Origin of the sequence: Burkholderia sp. BCC0398, assembly GCF_902833245.1 — a bacterium.
In the GTDB taxonomy this organism is placed as follows: domain Bacteria; phylum Pseudomonadota; class Gammaproteobacteria; order Burkholderiales; family Burkholderiaceae; genus Burkholderia; species Burkholderia sola.
The window spans coordinates 128921-144148 of sequence record NZ_CADFEM010000006.1 but is presented as its reverse complement, the minus strand read 5'-3'; the positions used below and the strand labels follow the sequence as shown (position 1 = coordinate 144148).

The window sequence follows — 15228 nt, the reverse complement described above, 5'->3', positions numbered from 1 at the left end:
TTCGCCCGCAACCATCGAAAAGCCCCGCTCGAAGCGGGGCTTTTTGTTTTCCGGTGCAGCCGCGGTCAGCCGTGCGGCTTGCCGAGCAGCGGCTTCAGCGCCGGCCATACGTTGTCGAGCAGGATGCCCTGGGCCTGCCGTGCCGGGTGCATCTGGTCGGCCTGGAACATCTCGGGCTTGTTCTCGATGCCGGCCAACAGGAACGGCACGAGCGGCACGGCGAGATCCTTCGACAGCCGCGTATAGAGCGCATGGAACTTCTGCGTGTAGTCGGGGCCGTAATTGGGCGGCACGTACATGCCGACCAGCACGACCTTTGCCTGCGCACGTCGCGCGCCGGCGATGATATCGCGCAGGTTCTGTTCGGTCGTCGCGAGCGGCACGCCGCGCAGCGCATCGTTCGAACCGAGTTCGACGACGACGATCGACGGCTTGAGCCGCTGCAGCACCGCGGGCAGCCGCGCACGGCCGCCGCTCGTGGTGTCGCCGCTGACGCTGGCGTTCGCGACGCTATAATCGATTCGCTCGGTCGCGAGCCGTTGCCGCAGCAACGCCACCCAGCCGGTGTCGCGCGGCAATCCGTATTCGGCCGACAGGCTGTCGCCGAGCACGACGATCACGGGCGGGCTCGATGCCGGCGCCGTCGCAGCGCGTACGGGCACGGTGACGGCCAGCAGGGTGCCCAGCAGCGCGGCGGTCGCCGCGCGTCTTTTCCAGCGAAATGTCGTGTCCATGTTCAAGATTACCGATCCGATCATCGAAGTCCATGACGTGTGCAAGCGGGTTGCCGATGCAACGGGCGAGCTGACGATCCTCGACGGCATCACGCTCGCCGTGCAGCCGGGCAGCAGCCTCGCGATCGTCGGCGCGTCGGGGTCGGGCAAATCGACGCTGCTCGGCTTGCTCGCAGGGTTGGACAGCGCGACGAGCGGCACGGTTCGCCTGCTCGGCCGCGTGCTCGACCAGCTCGACGAGGACGAGCGCGCGGCATTGCGTAACGGCGCGGTCGGTTTCGTGTTCCAGTCGTTCCAGCTGATGCCGCACCTGACGGCGCTCGAGAACGTGATGCTGCCGCTCGAACTGCAGGGCGGCATCAGCGCGCGCGATGCGGCCGACCGCGCCCGGGCGCTGCTCGTGCAGGTCGGCCTCGGCGAACGCACCGCGCATTATCCGAAGCTGCTGTCGGGCGGCGAACAGCAGCGCGTCGCGCTCGCACGCGCGTTCGTCACGCGGCCGGCGATCCTGTTCGCCGACGAGCCGACCGGCAGCCTCGACGCGGCCACCGGCCACGCGGTCATCGACCTGATGTTCGAACTGAACCGCATGCACGGCGCGACGCTCGTGCTCGTCACGCACGATGCCGAACTCGCGCGCCGCTGCGCGACGACGGTCACCATCGACGCGGGGCGCATCGTCGCGCCGCACGCGGCATCGCGCAACGCGTGAATGTTCGTGCCGGCCGCGCGGCGTGAAGCGCGCGGCCGGCACGGGCATGACGCCGTCGCGTCAGTGCTTCAACGCTTGAGCGCCGCGCGGGCGCGCTCGATCAGCGCGGTGGTCGACGAGTCGTGCTTCGCCGGATCGACCGAGTCGGCCGACAGATCGGCCTCGACGACCTTGCCCAGAATCTTGCCGAGCTCGACGCCCCACTGGTCGAACGGATTGATGTCCCACACCGTCGCCTGCACGAGCACCTTGTGCTCGTAAAGCGCGATCAGCGCGCCGAGCGTGCGCGGCGTCAACGCATCGACGAGCAGCGTCGTGGTCGGGCGGTTGCCGGGGAACGTCAGGTGCGGCGCGAGCGCCTCCTTGCCCGGCCCGGCGATCTTGCGCGCTTCTTCCAGCGTGCGGCCGAGCATCAGCGCCTCGCTCTGCGCGAAGCAGTTCGCGAGCAGCTTCGGATGATGGCTCGCGAGCGGATGCTCGGGCGTCAGCACCGCGATGAAGTCGATCGGCACGATCGTTGGCCCCTGGTGCAGCATCTGGAAGAACGCATGCTGGCCGTTGGTGCCCGGCTCGCCCCACGTGACGGCCGACGTCGGGTAGTCGACGAAGGCGCCGTCCAGGCGCGCGGATTTGCCGTTGCTTTCCATCTCGAGCTGCTGCAGGTACGACGGCAGGTAGTGCAGCGCTTCCGAGTACGGTGCGACGAGATAGCTCTGCGAGCCGAAGAAATTCCGGTACCAGATGCCGATCAGGCCGAGCAGCACCGGCAAATTGCGCTCGAGCGGCGCTTCGCGGAAGTGGCGGTCCATGTCGTTCGCGCCGGCCAGCAGTTCGTCGAACTGTTCGGGGCCGACCGCGATCATGATCGACAGGCCGACCGCCGACCACAGCGAATAGCGGCCGCCGACCCAGTCCCACATTTCGAACACGTTGTCCGCCGCGATGCCGAACTTCACGACTTCGGCCGGGTTCGCCGACACGCCGACGAAGTGCTTCGCGAGCGCGTCTTCGGGGCAGCCGCGCGCGACGAACCAGTCGCGCAGCGAGCGTGCGTTCGTCATCGTCTCGAGCGTCGTGAACGTCTTCGACACGATGATCGCGAGCGTTTCCTCGGGATCGACCTGTTCGAGCACGCGCGCGAGATCGGCGCCGTCGACGTTCGACACGAAGTGGGTCGAGATCTCGCGCGTCGCGACGTGGTGCAGCGCATGCACGACCATCTTCGGGCCCAGATCGGAGCCGCCGATGCCGATGTTGATCACGTGGCGGATGCGCTTGCCCGTATAGCCCGTCCACGTACCGCTGCGCACGGCGCGCGCGAACGTCGCCATCTTCGCGCGCTCGGCGCTCACCTGCGCGTGGAACGGCGCCTGCGGATCGGTCGCGCGCAGTGCGGTGTGCAGCGCCGCGCGGCCTTCGGTCGGGTTGACGACCTCGCCCGCGAACATCGCGTCGCGGCGCGCTTCGACGCCGGCGTCGCGCGCGAGCTGCACGAGCAGGCGCAGCGTTTCGTCGTCGATGCGGTTCTTCGAGAAATCGGCCGCGAGACCGCCGCCCGGAATCGTGAAGCGTTCGGCGCGGGTCGGCGCGCGATCGTTTTCCGGCGCGAACCAGTCGCGCAGCCGCGCGTGGCGGATCTGTTCGAAGTGGGATTGAAGGGCAGTCCAGGCGGGGAGCGATTTCAGCGTCATGGCGGTTCGAGTGAAGCGTGAATCGGGAGGAATGCCGCGCCGGCTCATCGTGATCGGAAAGCCGGCGGACGAGAAGGCCCGCCGTGCGGCGGGGCAGTCAGTATAGCGGCGTTACGTGTCGGCGCGCGGCGACGGATAAAAAAGGCGATTGATCAGCGTGCGCACCATCGGCGCGAGCTCGCCGGCGGTGAGCCCGGCCGGGCCGGTGCCGGTCGCGGTCAGCGTGTAGGCCGCGAGGCCGTGCAGGTAGACGCCGGCCAGCGCGGCTTCGTAAGGTGCGACCCGCTGCGCGAGCAGCGCGCCGATCAGGCCGCCGAGCACGTCGCCGGTGCCGCCGGTGGCGAGCGCCGCGTTGCCGGTCGGGTTGATCGTCACGCGGCCGTCGGGCGCCGCAATCACCGTACCCGAGCCTTTCAGCACGACGATGGCCGCGTAACGCGCGGCGAGCGCCTGCGCGGCCGCGACGCGATCGCGCTGCACGGCGGCCGTGTCGCCGCCGAGCAGGCGCGCGGCTTCGAGCGGATGCGGCGTCAGCACGCACGGATTGCCGCGTGCGCCACGCGCGGCGACGGCGGTCGCGAGGTCCGCGTGCGTCGCGACGAGGTTCAGCGCGTCGGCATCGAGCAGCGTCGCCGTGTCGTGCGCGAGCACGTCGCGCACGAGCGTCGCCGCGGCTTCGCGCGTGCCGAGCCCGCAACCGGCCGCGATCGCGGTCATCGCGCCGGGGTCGAGCGTGTCGGCCGGATGCAGCATCAGTTCGGGGAACGGCGGGTCGTACGGCGGCGCGCCCGCGCCGAGGAAGCCGACGTGCACCTTGCCGGCGCCCGCGAACAGAGCGGCGCGCGCGGCGAGGATCGGCGCGCCGCACATGCCGGTGTCGCCGCCGAGCACCGCGAGGCTGCCGTACGTGCCCTTGTGGGACGCGAACGCGCGCGCGGGCAGCGCCGCGGCGAACCGCGCGGGCGCGTTCAGCACGATGGCCGGCGCGGCGGGCGGCGCGACGTCGAGCGACGCGACGTGGATTTCGCCGGCGAGATCGCGGCCGTCGCCCGTGTAGAGGCCGGGCTTCGCGCCGATGAAGGTGAGCGTCTGCGTGGCCGCCACGGCGACGCCCGCGCCGACGATGCGGCCCGTGTCGCTGTCGAGCCCGCTGGGCACGTCGAGCGCGAGCACGCGGCCGCCGCCGCGCGCATGGGTGGCGATGCGTGCTGCCTGCTCGGCGAACGCGCCATCGAGCGCGCGGCCGAGACCGATGCCGAACAGCCCGTCGACGACCCACGCATAGCCCTCCAGCGACGCGGGCGGGGTGGCCGACAGCGGCACGCCGGCCGAGCGTGCGAGACCGAGCGCCCATTGCGCGTCGTCCGGCTTGACCGGCACCGGCATCCACGCATGCGTCGCGACGCCGAGCTGCTGGAGTTGCGCGGCGGCCACCAGCGCGTCGCCGCCGTTGTTGCCGGGGCCGACCGCGAACCAGACGGGGCGATCGTCGCCGGCGACCCGCTCGGACAGCCAGCGCGCGGCGGCCGCGCCGGCGCGGCCCATCAGCGTGTGCGGCGGCAGCGCGGCGGCGGCGTCGGCTTCGGCCGCGCGCAGGTCGGCGACGCGCAGCAGCGCGATCGGATCGGAATCGGGGAACGGGGGGCGAACGGGGGGAGCGGGGGTAACGGTCATCGCGGGATCGTGGCGGCTGGCAAGGATGCCGCCACGGGCCGGCCCGCGGCGGTCAGGTCGTGAAGCGGCCGGCGTTCAGCGCGGCGAGCGTGTCGGCGGGCCAGTGCTGGACGTTGCCGCCCAGATAGTCGGTCACCACTTTAGCAGACCCGCACGCGAGGCCCCAGCCGGCCGGGCCATGGCCGAAATTGACGAACACGCGCGGATGCGGGGTCGGACCCACGACGGGCAGGCCGTCCGGCGACAGCAGTTGCATGCCTTGCCACGACAGCGCGGCCGAGATCTTCGCGGCGCCGGGCACCCAGTCGTGGACGGCCTGGCCGAGCAGCGCGAGCGCGGCCTCCGACAGCGGCTCGGCGAGCGGCTTCGCGGTATCCGCCAGGCTCTGCAGCACGGCGGCCCCGCCGATGCGCAGCCGCTGGTGGGTGCGCGTGATCGAGATCCGCTTGATCGAATCGACGACGCTCAGGTGCGGCGCATGTTCTTCGTACGCGACCGGCGCGGTGAGCGTATGCACGCGCACCGGGTGCAGCGGCAGGCGCCAGCCGAGCCGTTCGAGCAGCGCAAGGCTGCCGGCGCCGGCGGCGACCACGATCGCGTCGGCCGACATCACGTCGACCTCGCGCGCGTGCGCCGCGCTCCGGTTGCCCGGCGGGGCGAGCTCGACCGCGACGCGGCCGTTGTCGACGCGGATCGCGGCGACGTCCGCGCCGAAGCGGAACTGCACGCCGTGCTCGTCGAGCGTCTGCTTGACCAGTTTCGCGAACAGCGGGCAGTTGCCGGTGCGCTCGGTTTCGAGCAGCACGCCGCCGGCAAAGCCGGGCTCGGCCGGTACCGACGGTTCGAGCGCCACGCATTCGTCGGCGGTGAGCGTGCGGTAAGGCTGGTCGAGTGTGCGCAGCAGGTCGAGCGCGGGCTGCAGCGCGTCCCAGTCGCGCGGATCGCGCACGATGTGCAGGATGCCGGGCTTCTGCTCGAATTCGAGCTCGAGGCGCGCCTCGATATCGGCGAGCGCGTCGCGCGAAACGTCGATCAGCGGGCGCAGCCGTGCGTACTGCGCGGCGAATGCATCGGGCTCGCGCAGCGTGCCGAGCTGCTTGACGAAGCGGCGCACGCCGCCGTTGAAGCCCGGCTTGTAGACGATGCCGCTGTCGCGCGCCTGGCGCTGGTGCATGAAAGTCGGGCCGAACCAGACGTCGAGCGGGCTCGGCAGCAGCGCGCCGCCGTCGCCGTAGGTCGCGCCTTGCGCGACGGTCGCGTGGCGTTCGACCACGCATACGCGATGGCCGGCCGCGCGCAGCTGGTAGGCGGTGGCGACGCCGCTGATTCCGCCGCCGATGACGATGACATCCATTGAGATTGCTTCGATGACGGGCGGCACGCACGCCGCCCGGTGAGAATTCGCTGAGGGCCCGGGCCCGGTGAACCCGGAATGATAGCGCCAAAAGTGCGCGAGCCGGCGGCGGGCGAGCATGGCCGTGCGGCCATGCGGCGGCGGCCGGCGCCCGGGCCGATAGAGGCCGATCCGGCGGACAGCCGCGCGTGCCGCCCGCACCAGCACCGTGGCGGTGCAGCCGGACTACCGATTGGCCGGTCTTGGGCGGCCGACTTCCGGGTATAATTACGGCCTTCCTTTCGCCCCACGTCGCCACCCCGCGCGACTCATCGACGTCAGTCCAGCCCATGGCTCACTTCTCGTGTTTTCCCGGCGCTTCGGCCCTCTCCGATTTCCGTCAAACCCGTCTGCTCGACACGCTCAGGCAAATCGACGCCAACATCGTCGCGGTGCGCGGCCAGTTCCTGCACTTCGTCAATGCGGCCGAGCCGCTGTCGGCCGACGACAGCGCGCGCATCGATGCGCTGATGCACTACGGCGCGCCGTTCCAGCCGGCGGGCGAGAAGGGCGCGACCGAGACCTTCATCGTGCTGCCGCGCTTCGGCACGGTTTCGCCGTGGGCGAGCAAGGCGACCGACATCGCGCAGCACTGCGGCCTCACGCAGGTGCGCCGCATCGAGCGCGGCGTCGAATTCACGGTCACGCTGAAGTCGGGCCTGCTCGGCGGCAAGAAGGCGCTGTCAGACGACGCGCGCGCGGCCGTCGCGGCCGCGCTGCATGACCGGATGACCGAAAGCGTGGTCGCGGCGCGCGACGATGCGAAACACCTGTTCGACGAACTGCCGGCCAAGCCGCTGTCGACCGTCGACGTATTGGGCGTCGGCCGCGGCGCGCTGGAGCGCGCGAACGTCGAGCTGGGCCTCGCGCTCGCCGACGACGAGATCGACTATCTGGTCGACGCGTTCCGCAAGCTCGAACGCAACCCGACCGACGTCGAACTGATGATGTTCGCGCAGGCCAACAGCGAACACTGCCGCCACAAGATCTTCAACGCGCAGTGGACGATCGACGGCGAAGCGCAGGACATGTCGCTGTTCGCGATGATCCGCAACACCGAGAAGCTGAGCCCGCAGGGCACGATCGTCGCGTATTCGGACAACTCGTCGATCATGGTCGGCGCCGAAGCCGAGCGCTGGTTCCCGCGCAAGGCCGGTGCGGCCGGCGAGCCGGGCGAGCGCTACGGCCGCCACACCGAACTCACGCACACGCTGATGAAGGTCGAGACGCACAACCATCCGACGGCGATCTCGCCGTTCCCGGGGGCGGCGACCGGCGCGGGCGGCGAGATCCGCGACGAAGGCGCGACGGGCCGCGGCGCGCGTCCGAAGGCCGGCCTCACGGGCTTCACCGTGTCGAACCTCGACCTGCCCGATGCGCGCCAGCCGTGGGAAAACGCGCGCGACGCCGCGCAGCCGGTCGCCGAGCGCAATCCGAACGAAGTGCACGGCCCGTACGGTCGTCCGGACCGCATCGCGTCGCCGCTGCAGATCATGATCGATGGCCCGCTGGGCGGCGCCGCGTTCAACAACGAATTCGGCCGCCCGAACCTCGGCGGCTACTTCCGCGTGTACGAGCAGAACGTCGGCGGCACGGTGCACGGCTATCACAAGCCGATCATGATCGCGGGCGGCCTCGGCAACATCGCGGATCAGCACACGCACAAGCACGACGTGCCGGCCGGCTCGCTGCTGATCCAGATCGGCGGCCCCGGCATGCGGATCGGCATGGGCGGCGGCGCCGCGAGCTCGATGGCGACCGGCGCGAACACCGCCGAACTCGACTTCGACTCGGTGCAGCGCGGCAACCCGGAAATCGAGCGTCGCGCGCAGGAAGTGATCAACGGCTGCTGGCAGCTCGGCGCGGAAAACCCGATCCTGAGCATCCACGACGTCGGTGCGGGCGGCCTGTCGAACGCGTTCCCCGAAATCGTCGACGGCGCGGGCAAGGGCGCGCGCTTCGAACTGCGCAAGGTCGCGCTCGAGGAATCGGGCCTGTCGCCGCGCGAAATCTGGTCGAACGAAGCGCAGGAGCGCTACGTGCTGGCGATCGCGCCGGCCGACCTGCCGCGCTTCGAGGCGATCTGCGCGCGCGAGCGCTGCCCGTTCGCGGTAGTCGGTGTCGCGACCGACGAACGCGAGCTGAAGCTCGTCGACGACGAAGCGACGGGCGCGGACGAATACCCGGTCGACATGCCGATGGAAGTGCTGCTCGGCAAGCCGCCGCGCATGCACCGCGACGTCGCGCGTGTGACGACCGAGCGTGCGCCGGTCGACGTGACGGGCATCGCGCTGTCGGCCGTCGCGCTCGACGTGCTGAAGCACCCGACGGTCGGCAGCAAGTCGTTCCTGATTACGATCGGCGACCGTTCGGTCGGCGGTACGTCGGTGCGCGACCAGATGGTCGGCCCGTGGCAGGTGCCGGTGGCCGACTGCGCGATCACCGCGCTCGACTATGCCGGTTTCAAGGGCGAGGCGATGACGATGGCCGAGCGCACGCCGCTCGCGGTGATCGACGCGCCGGCGTCGGGTCGCATGGCCGTCGGCGAAGCGATCACGAACATCGCGAGCGCGCCGATCGCGTCGCTCGACAAGCTGAAGCTGTCGGCGAACTGGATGGCCGCGTGCGGCACGGCCGGCGAGGACGCCGCGCTGTTCGACACGGTCAAGGCGATCGGCATGGAGCTGTGCCCGGCGCTCGGGATCGGCATCCCGGTCGGCAAGGACTCGCTGTCGATGAAGACGAAGTGGGATGAGCAGGGCGTCGCGAAGGAAGTCGTGTCGCCGGTGTCGTTGATCATCTCGGCGTTCGCGCCGGTCGAGGACGTGCGCCGTCATCTCACGCCGCAACTGCGCCGCGTGGCCGACGCGGGCGACACGGTGCTGATCGCGATCGATCTCGGCCGCGGCAAGAACCGCATGGGCGGCAGCATCTTCGCGCAGGTCACGCAGCAGGTCGGCGACACGACGCCGGACGTCGACGACACGGAAGACCTGAAGCGCTTCTTCAACGCGATCCAGTCGCTCAATGCGCAAGACAAGCTGCTCGCGTACCACGACCGCTCGGACGGCGGCCTGTGGGCGACGGTATGCGAAATGGCGTTCGCGGGCCATGCGGGCGTGTCGCTGAACGTCGACATGCTGACGCTCGACCCGAACCACGAATCCGACTACGGCGACGCGAAGGACTGGGCGAAGCAGACGAGCGGCCTGCGCGACGACCGCACGCTGCGCGCGCTGTTCTCCGAAGAGCTCGGCGCCGTCGTGCAGGTGCGCGCGTCCGACCGCGACGCGGTGCTCGGCGCGCTGCGCGAGTTCGGCTTGTCGACGTGCTCGCACGTGATCGGCTCGGTCAACGATCGCGACGTGATCGAGGTGTACCGCGACGCGAAGAAGATCTTCGACGCGCCGCGTACCGAACTGCATCGCGCATGGAGCGAAGTGAGCTGGCGCATCGCGCGCCTGCGCGACAACCCGGCGTGCGCGGATGCCGAATACGACGCGCTGCTCGACGCGGCCGACCCGGGCATCTCGCCGGTGCTGACGTTCGACCCGGCCGACGACATCGCCGCGCCGTTCATCGCGACGGGCGCACGGCCGCGCGTCGCGATCCTGCGCGAGCAGGGCGTGAACTCGCATCTGGAAACGGCTTACGCGTTCGACCGCGCCGGCTTCGATGCGCACGACGTGCACATGAGCGACCTGCTCGCGGGCCGCGCGTCGCTGGCCGATTTCGCGGGGGCGGTCGCATGCGGCGGTTTCTCGTACGGCGACGTGCTGGGCGCGGGAGAGGGCTGGGCGAAGACGATCCGCTTCAACGCGAATCTCGCCGACATGTTCTCGGCGTTCTTCGCGCGTCCCGATACGTTCGCACTCGGTATCTGCAACGGCTGCCAGATGCTGTCGAGCATCGCGTCGATGATCCCCGGGGCGGAAGCGTGGCCGAAGTTCACGCGCAACAAGTCCGAGCAGTTCGAGGCGCGCTTCTCGTTCGTCGAAGTGGAGAAGTCGCCGTCGATCTTCTTCGCGGGGATGGAAGGCTCGCGGATTCCGGTCGCGGTCGCGCACGGCGAAGGCTATGCGGACTTCTCGCAGCAGGGCGACATCGATCGCGTCGCGGTCGCGATGCGTTACGTCGACCACCGCGGCGAAGCGACCGAGCGCTATCCGTTCAACCCGAACGGGTCGCCGGCCGGCATCACGTCGGTGACGACGGCCGACGGCCGCTTCTCGGTGCTGATGCCGCACATGGAGCGCGTGCATCGCACGGTCACGATGAGCTGGCACCCGGAAGGCTGGGGTGAAGCGAGCCCGTGGCTGCGTGTGTTCCGCAACGCGCGCCGCTGGATCGGCTGATCGGGATGATGTTCGACCCCAACGCATCGGTCGAGGTCGTCACGCTGCGTGACGCGCGGGCGAGCGAGGCCGACGCGATTGGCCGCGTGATCCGCGCGGCGTTCGCGGGCGAGCCGCAAGGCGGGGCGTTCGAGCAGCGCATCGTCGACACGCTGCGTGCGGACGGTGCGCTGAGCGTATCGCTCGTCGCGGAGTGCGACGGACGTATCGTCGGGCACGTCGCGTTCTCGCCGGTCGCGATCGGCGGCGAGCCGGCCGGCAGCCAGCAGTGGTACGGGCTCGCGCCGCTCGCGGTGCGGCCCGATTGCCAGCGGCAGAGCATCGGCGCCGGGCTCGTGCGCACGGGGCTCGACGCGTTGCGTCGGCTCGGCGCGCGCGGCTGCGTGGTGCTCGGCGAGCCCGCGTATTACACGCGTTTCGGGTTCGAACCGCACGGCGACATCGTGTTTCCGGGCGTGCCGGCCGAGTATTTTCTCGCGCTGTCGTTCGACGAATCGGCTCCGCTGCCGGCGGGCGACGTGCGTTATCACGACGTGTTCCATCCCGCCGCGTAGCGCATGCCGCGGGCGGGCGACACCTGGCGTGGAAAAGCCGCTCTCCGGAGCGGTTTTTTTGTTGCACGGCGCGCCGCGCACCATCGCGTCGCGGTATATCTGTTTCGTGCGCGCCAAAAGAAAAAGCCGCTCCGAAGAGCGGCTTGTCGATGCGCGTACGACGCGCCGGCGTTACTGGATCTTCGCCTGCTGGCGCAGACCTTCCTCGAACGCCTGCAGCTTCTGCTGCACGAGCTGCTGCGCGATCTGCGCCTTCACCTGGTCGAACGGCGGCGGCGCGATGTCGCGGATGTCGTCGACGCGGATGATGTGCCAGCCGAACTGCGTCTTCACCGGCGCGTCGGTCATCTGGCCTTTCTGCAGCTTCTGCGCGGCCGCCGCGAATTCCGGCACGTACGCCTTCGGGTCGGACCAGTCGAGATCGCCGCCGTTCTTGCCCGAACCCGGATCCTTCGAGTATTGCTTCGCGAGATCCTCGAACTTCGCGCCGCCCTTGATCTTCGCGATCAGGTCCTTCGCCTGCTGCTCGCTCTCGACGAGGATGTGGTGCAGGTGGTACTCGCGGTTGCCGCCCACGCCCTTGACGAGTTCGTCGTAGCGCGCCTTCACTTCGGCGTCGGTCGGCTGGTTCTTCTTCAGGAAGCTCTCGATCATCGAGCGCAGCACGACGGTCTGCTGCGCGACGGCGACTTGCGCCTTCACGTCCGGACGGTTCGGGATGCCTTCGCGAATCGCTTCCTGCATCAGGATTTCGCGGTTCACGAGTTCCTGGCGCACGGCCTGCTGCAGTTGCGGACCGTCGGTCTGGCCTTGCTGGACGAGCTGCGCGACCATCGCGTCGGCGCGCGATTTCGGAATCGGCGTGCCGTTGACGACGGCGATGTTCTGGGCAAATGCCGGTGCCGCTGCAAAAGCAGCCGCCGCGACCCACAGGCGGGGGGATTTCAGGATCATCGGGAATTCCTAATGAGACTAGATTGAAGATTCGTTGAATTCTTCGGGCGTGTAAGCCACGATCGCGAGCGCGTGAATGCCGCGCTGCATCGCATCAGCGAGCGCATCATACACCAGCCGGTGCCGCGCGACGCGCGGCTTGCCCGCGAACGCGGACGAGACGATCGTGACCGTGAAATGGCCGCCGGCGGCCGCGCCCGCATGGCCCGCGTGCTGCGCGCTGTCGTCGCGCACGGTGAGCGACAGCGGCGCGAGCGACGCGGTGAGGCGCGCTTCGATCAGCGCGATGCGTTCGTCGGCGGAGGCGTGGAGAAAGGCGTCGCTCATGTCACTCGTCCTTCAGGTATTTCGTGAGCCACAGGCTCTGCAGGATGATGAACACGACCATCGCGCCCGTCGTACCGAACAGCTTGAAGTTCACCCATTGCGATTCGGTGAAGTTGTGCACCACGTACAGGTTCGCGACGCCGAGCACCGCGAAGAACAGCGCCCAGGCGGCGTTCAGCTTGTCCCACACGGGGTGCGGCAGCGTGAGCTGCTTGCCCATCATCTTCTCGATCAGGTTCTTGCTGAACGCATAACGCGCGGCGAGCAACCCGATCGCAAACAGCCAGTACAGCACAGTCGGTTTCCATTGAATGAATTTCTCGTCATGCAGGACGAGGGTGGCGCCGCCGAACACGACGATCACGCCGAGGCTGACCCACAGCATCGTGTCGACCTTCCGGTGCCGGAAGGCGACCCAGGCGACCTGGGCCAGCGTCGCGACGATCGCGACGGCGGTGGCGGTAAAGATGCCCCAGACCTTGAAGGCGACAAAAAACAGGATGATCGGAAACAGATCGAACAGGAATTTCATGGCGCTCGCAGCTGCGTGACAGGCCGCATGTGCGGCCTGTCACCGTTGTAGGGACCCGCCAGGCATCGCCGTCGCGGAGCAGGGCGGCCGGCCCGCGGCTGGCCGCCCGGCAGATCCGCCCGGCGCCGCTCATTCGTTTTCGGGTCGGGACTCGAAGTTTAACGCAGCCGAATTGATGCAGTACCGCAAACCGGTCTGGTCGCGCGGGCCGTCCTCGAACACGTGGCCCAGATGCGCGCCGCAGTGGTTGCAGCGCACCTCGACGCGCACCATCCCGTGCGAGTAGTCGACCTTCTCGTCGATCACCTCGCCGTTGAGCGGCTTGAAGTAGCTGGGCCAGCCGCAGCCCGAATGGAACTTGGCGCCGGATTCGAACAGCGGCGTGCTGCAGACGACGCACTTGTAGATGCCGGCATCCTCGGTGTCGGTGTATTCGCCGGTGAACGCGCGCTCGGTCGCCGCGTGCTGCGTGACCTCGTACTGCATCGGCGTGAGCCGGCGGCGCAGCTCGGCGTCGTCCTTCTGGTACGGGAAGGTCTTGTCGTCGGAATCGTGGGACATGGGGGTTCTCCTGATCGGTCGGTCGAGATGCGCGGGTTGCGGGCTCAGGACGAGCAGCTCACTTCGAGCGTGCCGGCCCAGTCGGGCGGCAACGCCGCGTACGCTTCATGCTCCGGTTGTTCGTCGAACGGGCGACGCAGGATCCGCGCGAGCCGCTCGACTTCCGAAAAATCCTTTTCCTTCGCGCGCCGGATCGCAACTTCGGCCAGATGGTTGCGAAGCACGTATTTGGGATTCGCGCGGTTCATTGCAACCGCGCGAGCCGCGTCGTCGCGCGTTTCCTCGGACAGTCGCGCGCGGTAGAGGTTCGCCCATGCGTCGAATGCTTCACGGTCGGTGAAGAGGTCGCGCACGGGCGCGTCGCGGCTCGCGTCGTGCTTCGAGATCTGCGCGAGCCGGCGGAACGTCAGCGTGAAATCCGCGTGGCTCGCATGCATCGTCTCGAGCAGCTTGTTCGCGAGCTCGGCGTCGCCGTCGCGTTCGAGTTCGAGGCCGAGCTTCGCGCGCATCGCGCGTTCGAGCGCGGGGCCGAAGCGCTCCGGAAACTTCGCGAGCACGGCCTGGGCGTCGTCCACCGCGCGCTCGGCGCGCGCGTCGTCGTCGGCGATGCCGTGCTGCAGCCCGATCAGCGGCAGCAGCGCCTGCGCGAGGCAATAGCAGTTCCAGTGCGCGATGCGCGGCTGCATCCGGTACGCATAGCGGCCGTTGGTGTCCGAGTGGTTGCAGATGTAGTTCGCGTCGAATGCATCGACGAAGCCGAACGGACCGTAGTCGATCGTCACGCCGAGGATCGACATGTTGTCGGTGTTCATCACGCCGTGGCAGAAGCCGACCGCCTGCCATTGCGCGACGAGGTCGGCCGTGCGCAGCGTCGCGGCCTCGAGCAGCGCGAGGTACGGATCGTCCGCGTCGCGGCAGGCCGGATAGAAGCGGTCGATCACGTGATCGGCCAGCTGGCGCAGCAGGTCGGGGCGATCGTTCGAGAAGAAGTGCTCGAAGTGGCCGAAGCGCACGAAGCTTTCCGACACGCGCGTGACGACGGCCGCCGTCTCGATCTCCTCGCGCACCACCGGCTGGTCGGAGCCGATCACCGTCAGCGCGCGCGTGGTCGGGATGCCGAGGTGATGCATCGCTTCCGAGCACAGGAATTCGCGGATCGACGAGCGCAGCACCGCGCGGCCGTCGCCCATCCGCGAATACGGCGTGCGGCCGCCGCCCTTGAGCTGCAGTTCGTAGCGCCGGCCGTCGGCGCCGGGCAACTCGCCGATCGTCAGCGCGCGGCCGTCGCCGAGCTGGCCGGCCCACACGCCGAACTGATGGCCGGAATAGACCGACGCGTACGGCATCGCGTGCGGGGGCCAGTCGCGCGTCGGGTTGCCGGCGAACAGCTCGGCGAAGCCGGGCTGCGCGGCGATCGCGGGCGGTAGGTCGAGCAGCTGCGCGACTTCGTCGGAAAAGCCGACGACGTACGGCGCGGCCAGCGGCGCGGCCGGCAGCCGCGTATGAAACGCGTCGCCGAGCGTGACGAACGCGCGTTCGGCGGGCGCGCCGAGCGTCGCGGCGAGGTCGGGGAGAGTGTCAGCCGCATCGGCTGCGCTTCGGGAAAACGACATGTTGAGCGCCTCTGGGTAAGCCGATATTGTAAGGCGGCGTCGCGCCGCCCGCATGGCGGCCCGCGCATCGTGCGCCACGCCCGTCCGGGCCGCTGACGGGCGCGCATGCGGGCTGCTTCCGGATGGAA

Annotated in this window: 12 protein-coding genes; 3 read left to right on the top strand and 9 right to left on the bottom strand. The window is 69.4% G+C overall.

Annotated elements, in window-relative coordinates:
- Positions 1 to 65 precede the first annotated feature (65 nt).
- On the bottom strand, positions 66 to 734 hold the full coding sequence (locus HWX76_RS15055) for an arylesterase (RefSeq protein ID WP_050013280.1): 669 nt from the start codon (positions 732 to 734) through the stop codon (positions 66 to 68).
- Between HWX76_RS15055 and HWX76_RS15050 the strand changes: the two genes are divergently transcribed.
- Positions 733 to 1446 (top strand): ABC transporter ATP-binding protein, encoded by a 714-nt coding sequence (locus tag HWX76_RS15050; RefSeq protein ID WP_050013279.1) that lies wholly within the window; start codon positions 733 to 735, stop codon positions 1444 to 1446. The genes HWX76_RS15055 and HWX76_RS15050 overlap by 2 nt on opposite strands.
- A gap of 68 nt (positions 1447 to 1514) precedes the next feature.
- Here HWX76_RS15050 and pgi read toward each other — a convergent pair whose 3' ends face one another.
- The 3 genes from pgi to HWX76_RS15035 form a co-directional block, all read right to left on the bottom strand.
- Complete coding sequence (pgi, locus tag HWX76_RS15045; RefSeq protein ID WP_050013278.1) at positions 1515 to 3137, bottom strand: glucose-6-phosphate isomerase; 1623 nt, start codon at positions 3135 to 3137, stop codon at positions 1515 to 1517.
- A gap of 111 nt (positions 3138 to 3248) precedes the next feature.
- Positions 3249 to 4811 carry an NAD(P)H-hydrate dehydratase gene (locus HWX76_RS15040; RefSeq protein ID WP_176016005.1) on the bottom strand — a complete coding sequence of 521 codons (1563 nt, stop codon included), beginning with the start codon at positions 4809 to 4811 and terminating at the stop codon, positions 3249 to 3251.
- Positions 4812 to 4863: 52 nt separating this feature from the next.
- A complete protein-coding gene (locus tag HWX76_RS15035) occupies positions 4864 to 6165 on the bottom strand; it encodes an FAD-dependent oxidoreductase (protein ID WP_050013276.1) in 1302 nt (433 codons plus the stop codon).
- A gap of 329 nt (positions 6166 to 6494) precedes the next feature.
- Between HWX76_RS15035 and purL the strand changes: the two genes are divergently transcribed.
- Both purL and HWX76_RS15025 read left to right on the top strand, forming a co-directional pair.
- Positions 6495 to 10559 (top strand): phosphoribosylformylglycinamidine synthase, encoded by a 4065-nt coding sequence (purL, locus tag HWX76_RS15030; RefSeq protein WP_176016004.1) that lies wholly within the window; start codon positions 6495 to 6497, stop codon positions 10557 to 10559.
- A gap of 5 nt (positions 10560 to 10564) precedes the next feature.
- Complete coding sequence (locus HWX76_RS15025; RefSeq protein WP_124630781.1) at positions 10565 to 11113, top strand: N-acetyltransferase; 549 nt, start codon at positions 10565 to 10567, stop codon at positions 11111 to 11113.
- Positions 11114 to 11284: 171 nt separating this feature from the next.
- Here HWX76_RS15025 and HWX76_RS15020 read toward each other — a convergent pair whose 3' ends face one another.
- The 5 genes from HWX76_RS15020 to HWX76_RS15000 all read right to left on the bottom strand — a co-directional run bounded on the left by HWX76_RS15020 (position 11285) and on the right by HWX76_RS15000 (position 15100).
- Complete coding sequence (locus tag HWX76_RS15020; protein WP_050013274.1) at positions 11285 to 12067, bottom strand: peptidylprolyl isomerase; 783 nt, start codon at positions 12065 to 12067, stop codon at positions 11285 to 11287.
- 18 nt (positions 12068 to 12085) lie between these two features.
- Positions 12086 to 12394 carry a BolA family protein gene (locus HWX76_RS15015; protein ID WP_050013273.1) on the bottom strand — a complete coding sequence of 103 codons (309 nt, stop codon included), beginning with the start codon at positions 12392 to 12394 and terminating at the stop codon, positions 12086 to 12088.
- A 1-nt stretch (position 12395) separates the two neighbouring features.
- The gene (locus tag HWX76_RS15010; RefSeq protein WP_050013272.1) at positions 12396 to 12926 is read right to left on the bottom strand and encodes a septation protein A; all 531 of its coding nucleotides are present in this window, start codon (positions 12924 to 12926) and stop codon (positions 12396 to 12398) included.
- Between the two features lie 129 nt (positions 12927 to 13055).
- Complete coding sequence (msrB, locus tag HWX76_RS15005) at positions 13056 to 13487, bottom strand: peptide-methionine (R)-S-oxide reductase MsrB (RefSeq protein WP_050013271.1); 432 nt, start codon at positions 13485 to 13487, stop codon at positions 13056 to 13058.
- 44 nt (positions 13488 to 13531) lie between these two features.
- Complete coding sequence (locus HWX76_RS15000) at positions 13532 to 15100, bottom strand: protein adenylyltransferase SelO (RefSeq protein WP_089488547.1); 1569 nt, start codon at positions 15098 to 15100, stop codon at positions 13532 to 13534.
- Between the last annotated feature and the right edge of the window lie 128 nt (positions 15101 to 15228).

Bases quoted from the DNA above. Each gene is read 5' to 3' on its own strand.
- HWX76_RS15015 (WP_050013273.1), bottom strand. From the start codon at position 12,394: ATGAGCGACGCCTTTCTCCACGCCTCCGCCGACGAACGCATCGCGCTG.
- HWX76_RS15000 (WP_089488547.1), bottom strand. From the start codon at position 15,100: ATGTCGTTTTCCCGAAGCGCAGCCGATGCGGCTGACACTCTCCCCGAC.
- HWX76_RS15025 (WP_124630781.1), top strand. From the start codon at position 10,565: ATGATGTTCGACCCCAACGCATCGGTCGAGGTCGTCACGCTGCGTGAC.
- pgi (WP_050013278.1), bottom strand. From the start codon at position 3,137: ATGACGCTGAAATCGCTCCCCGCCTGGACTGCCCTTCAATCCCACTTC.
- HWX76_RS15035 (WP_050013276.1), bottom strand. From the start codon at position 6,165: ATGGATGTCATCGTCATCGGCGGCGGAATCAGCGGCGTCGCCACCGCC.
- HWX76_RS15055 (WP_050013280.1), bottom strand. From the start codon at position 734: ATGGACACGACATTTCGCTGGAAAAGACGCGCGGCGACCGCCGCGCTG.
- HWX76_RS15020 (WP_050013274.1), bottom strand. From the start codon at position 12,067: ATGATCCTGAAATCCCCCCGCCTGTGGGTCGCGGCGGCTGCTTTTGCA.
- HWX76_RS15040 (WP_176016005.1), bottom strand. From the start codon at position 4,811: ATGACCGTTACCCCCGCTCCCCCCGTTCGCCCCCCGTTCCCCGATTCC.
- purL (WP_176016004.1), top strand. From the start codon at position 6,495: ATGGCTCACTTCTCGTGTTTTCCCGGCGCTTCGGCCCTCTCCGATTTC.
- msrB (WP_050013271.1), bottom strand. From the start codon at position 13,487: ATGTCCCACGATTCCGACGACAAGACCTTCCCGTACCAGAAGGACGAC.
- HWX76_RS15010 (WP_050013272.1), bottom strand. From the start codon at position 12,926: ATGAAATTCCTGTTCGATCTGTTTCCGATCATCCTGTTTTTTGTCGCC.
- HWX76_RS15050 (WP_050013279.1), top strand. From the start codon at position 733: ATGTTCAAGATTACCGATCCGATCATCGAAGTCCATGACGTGTGCAAG.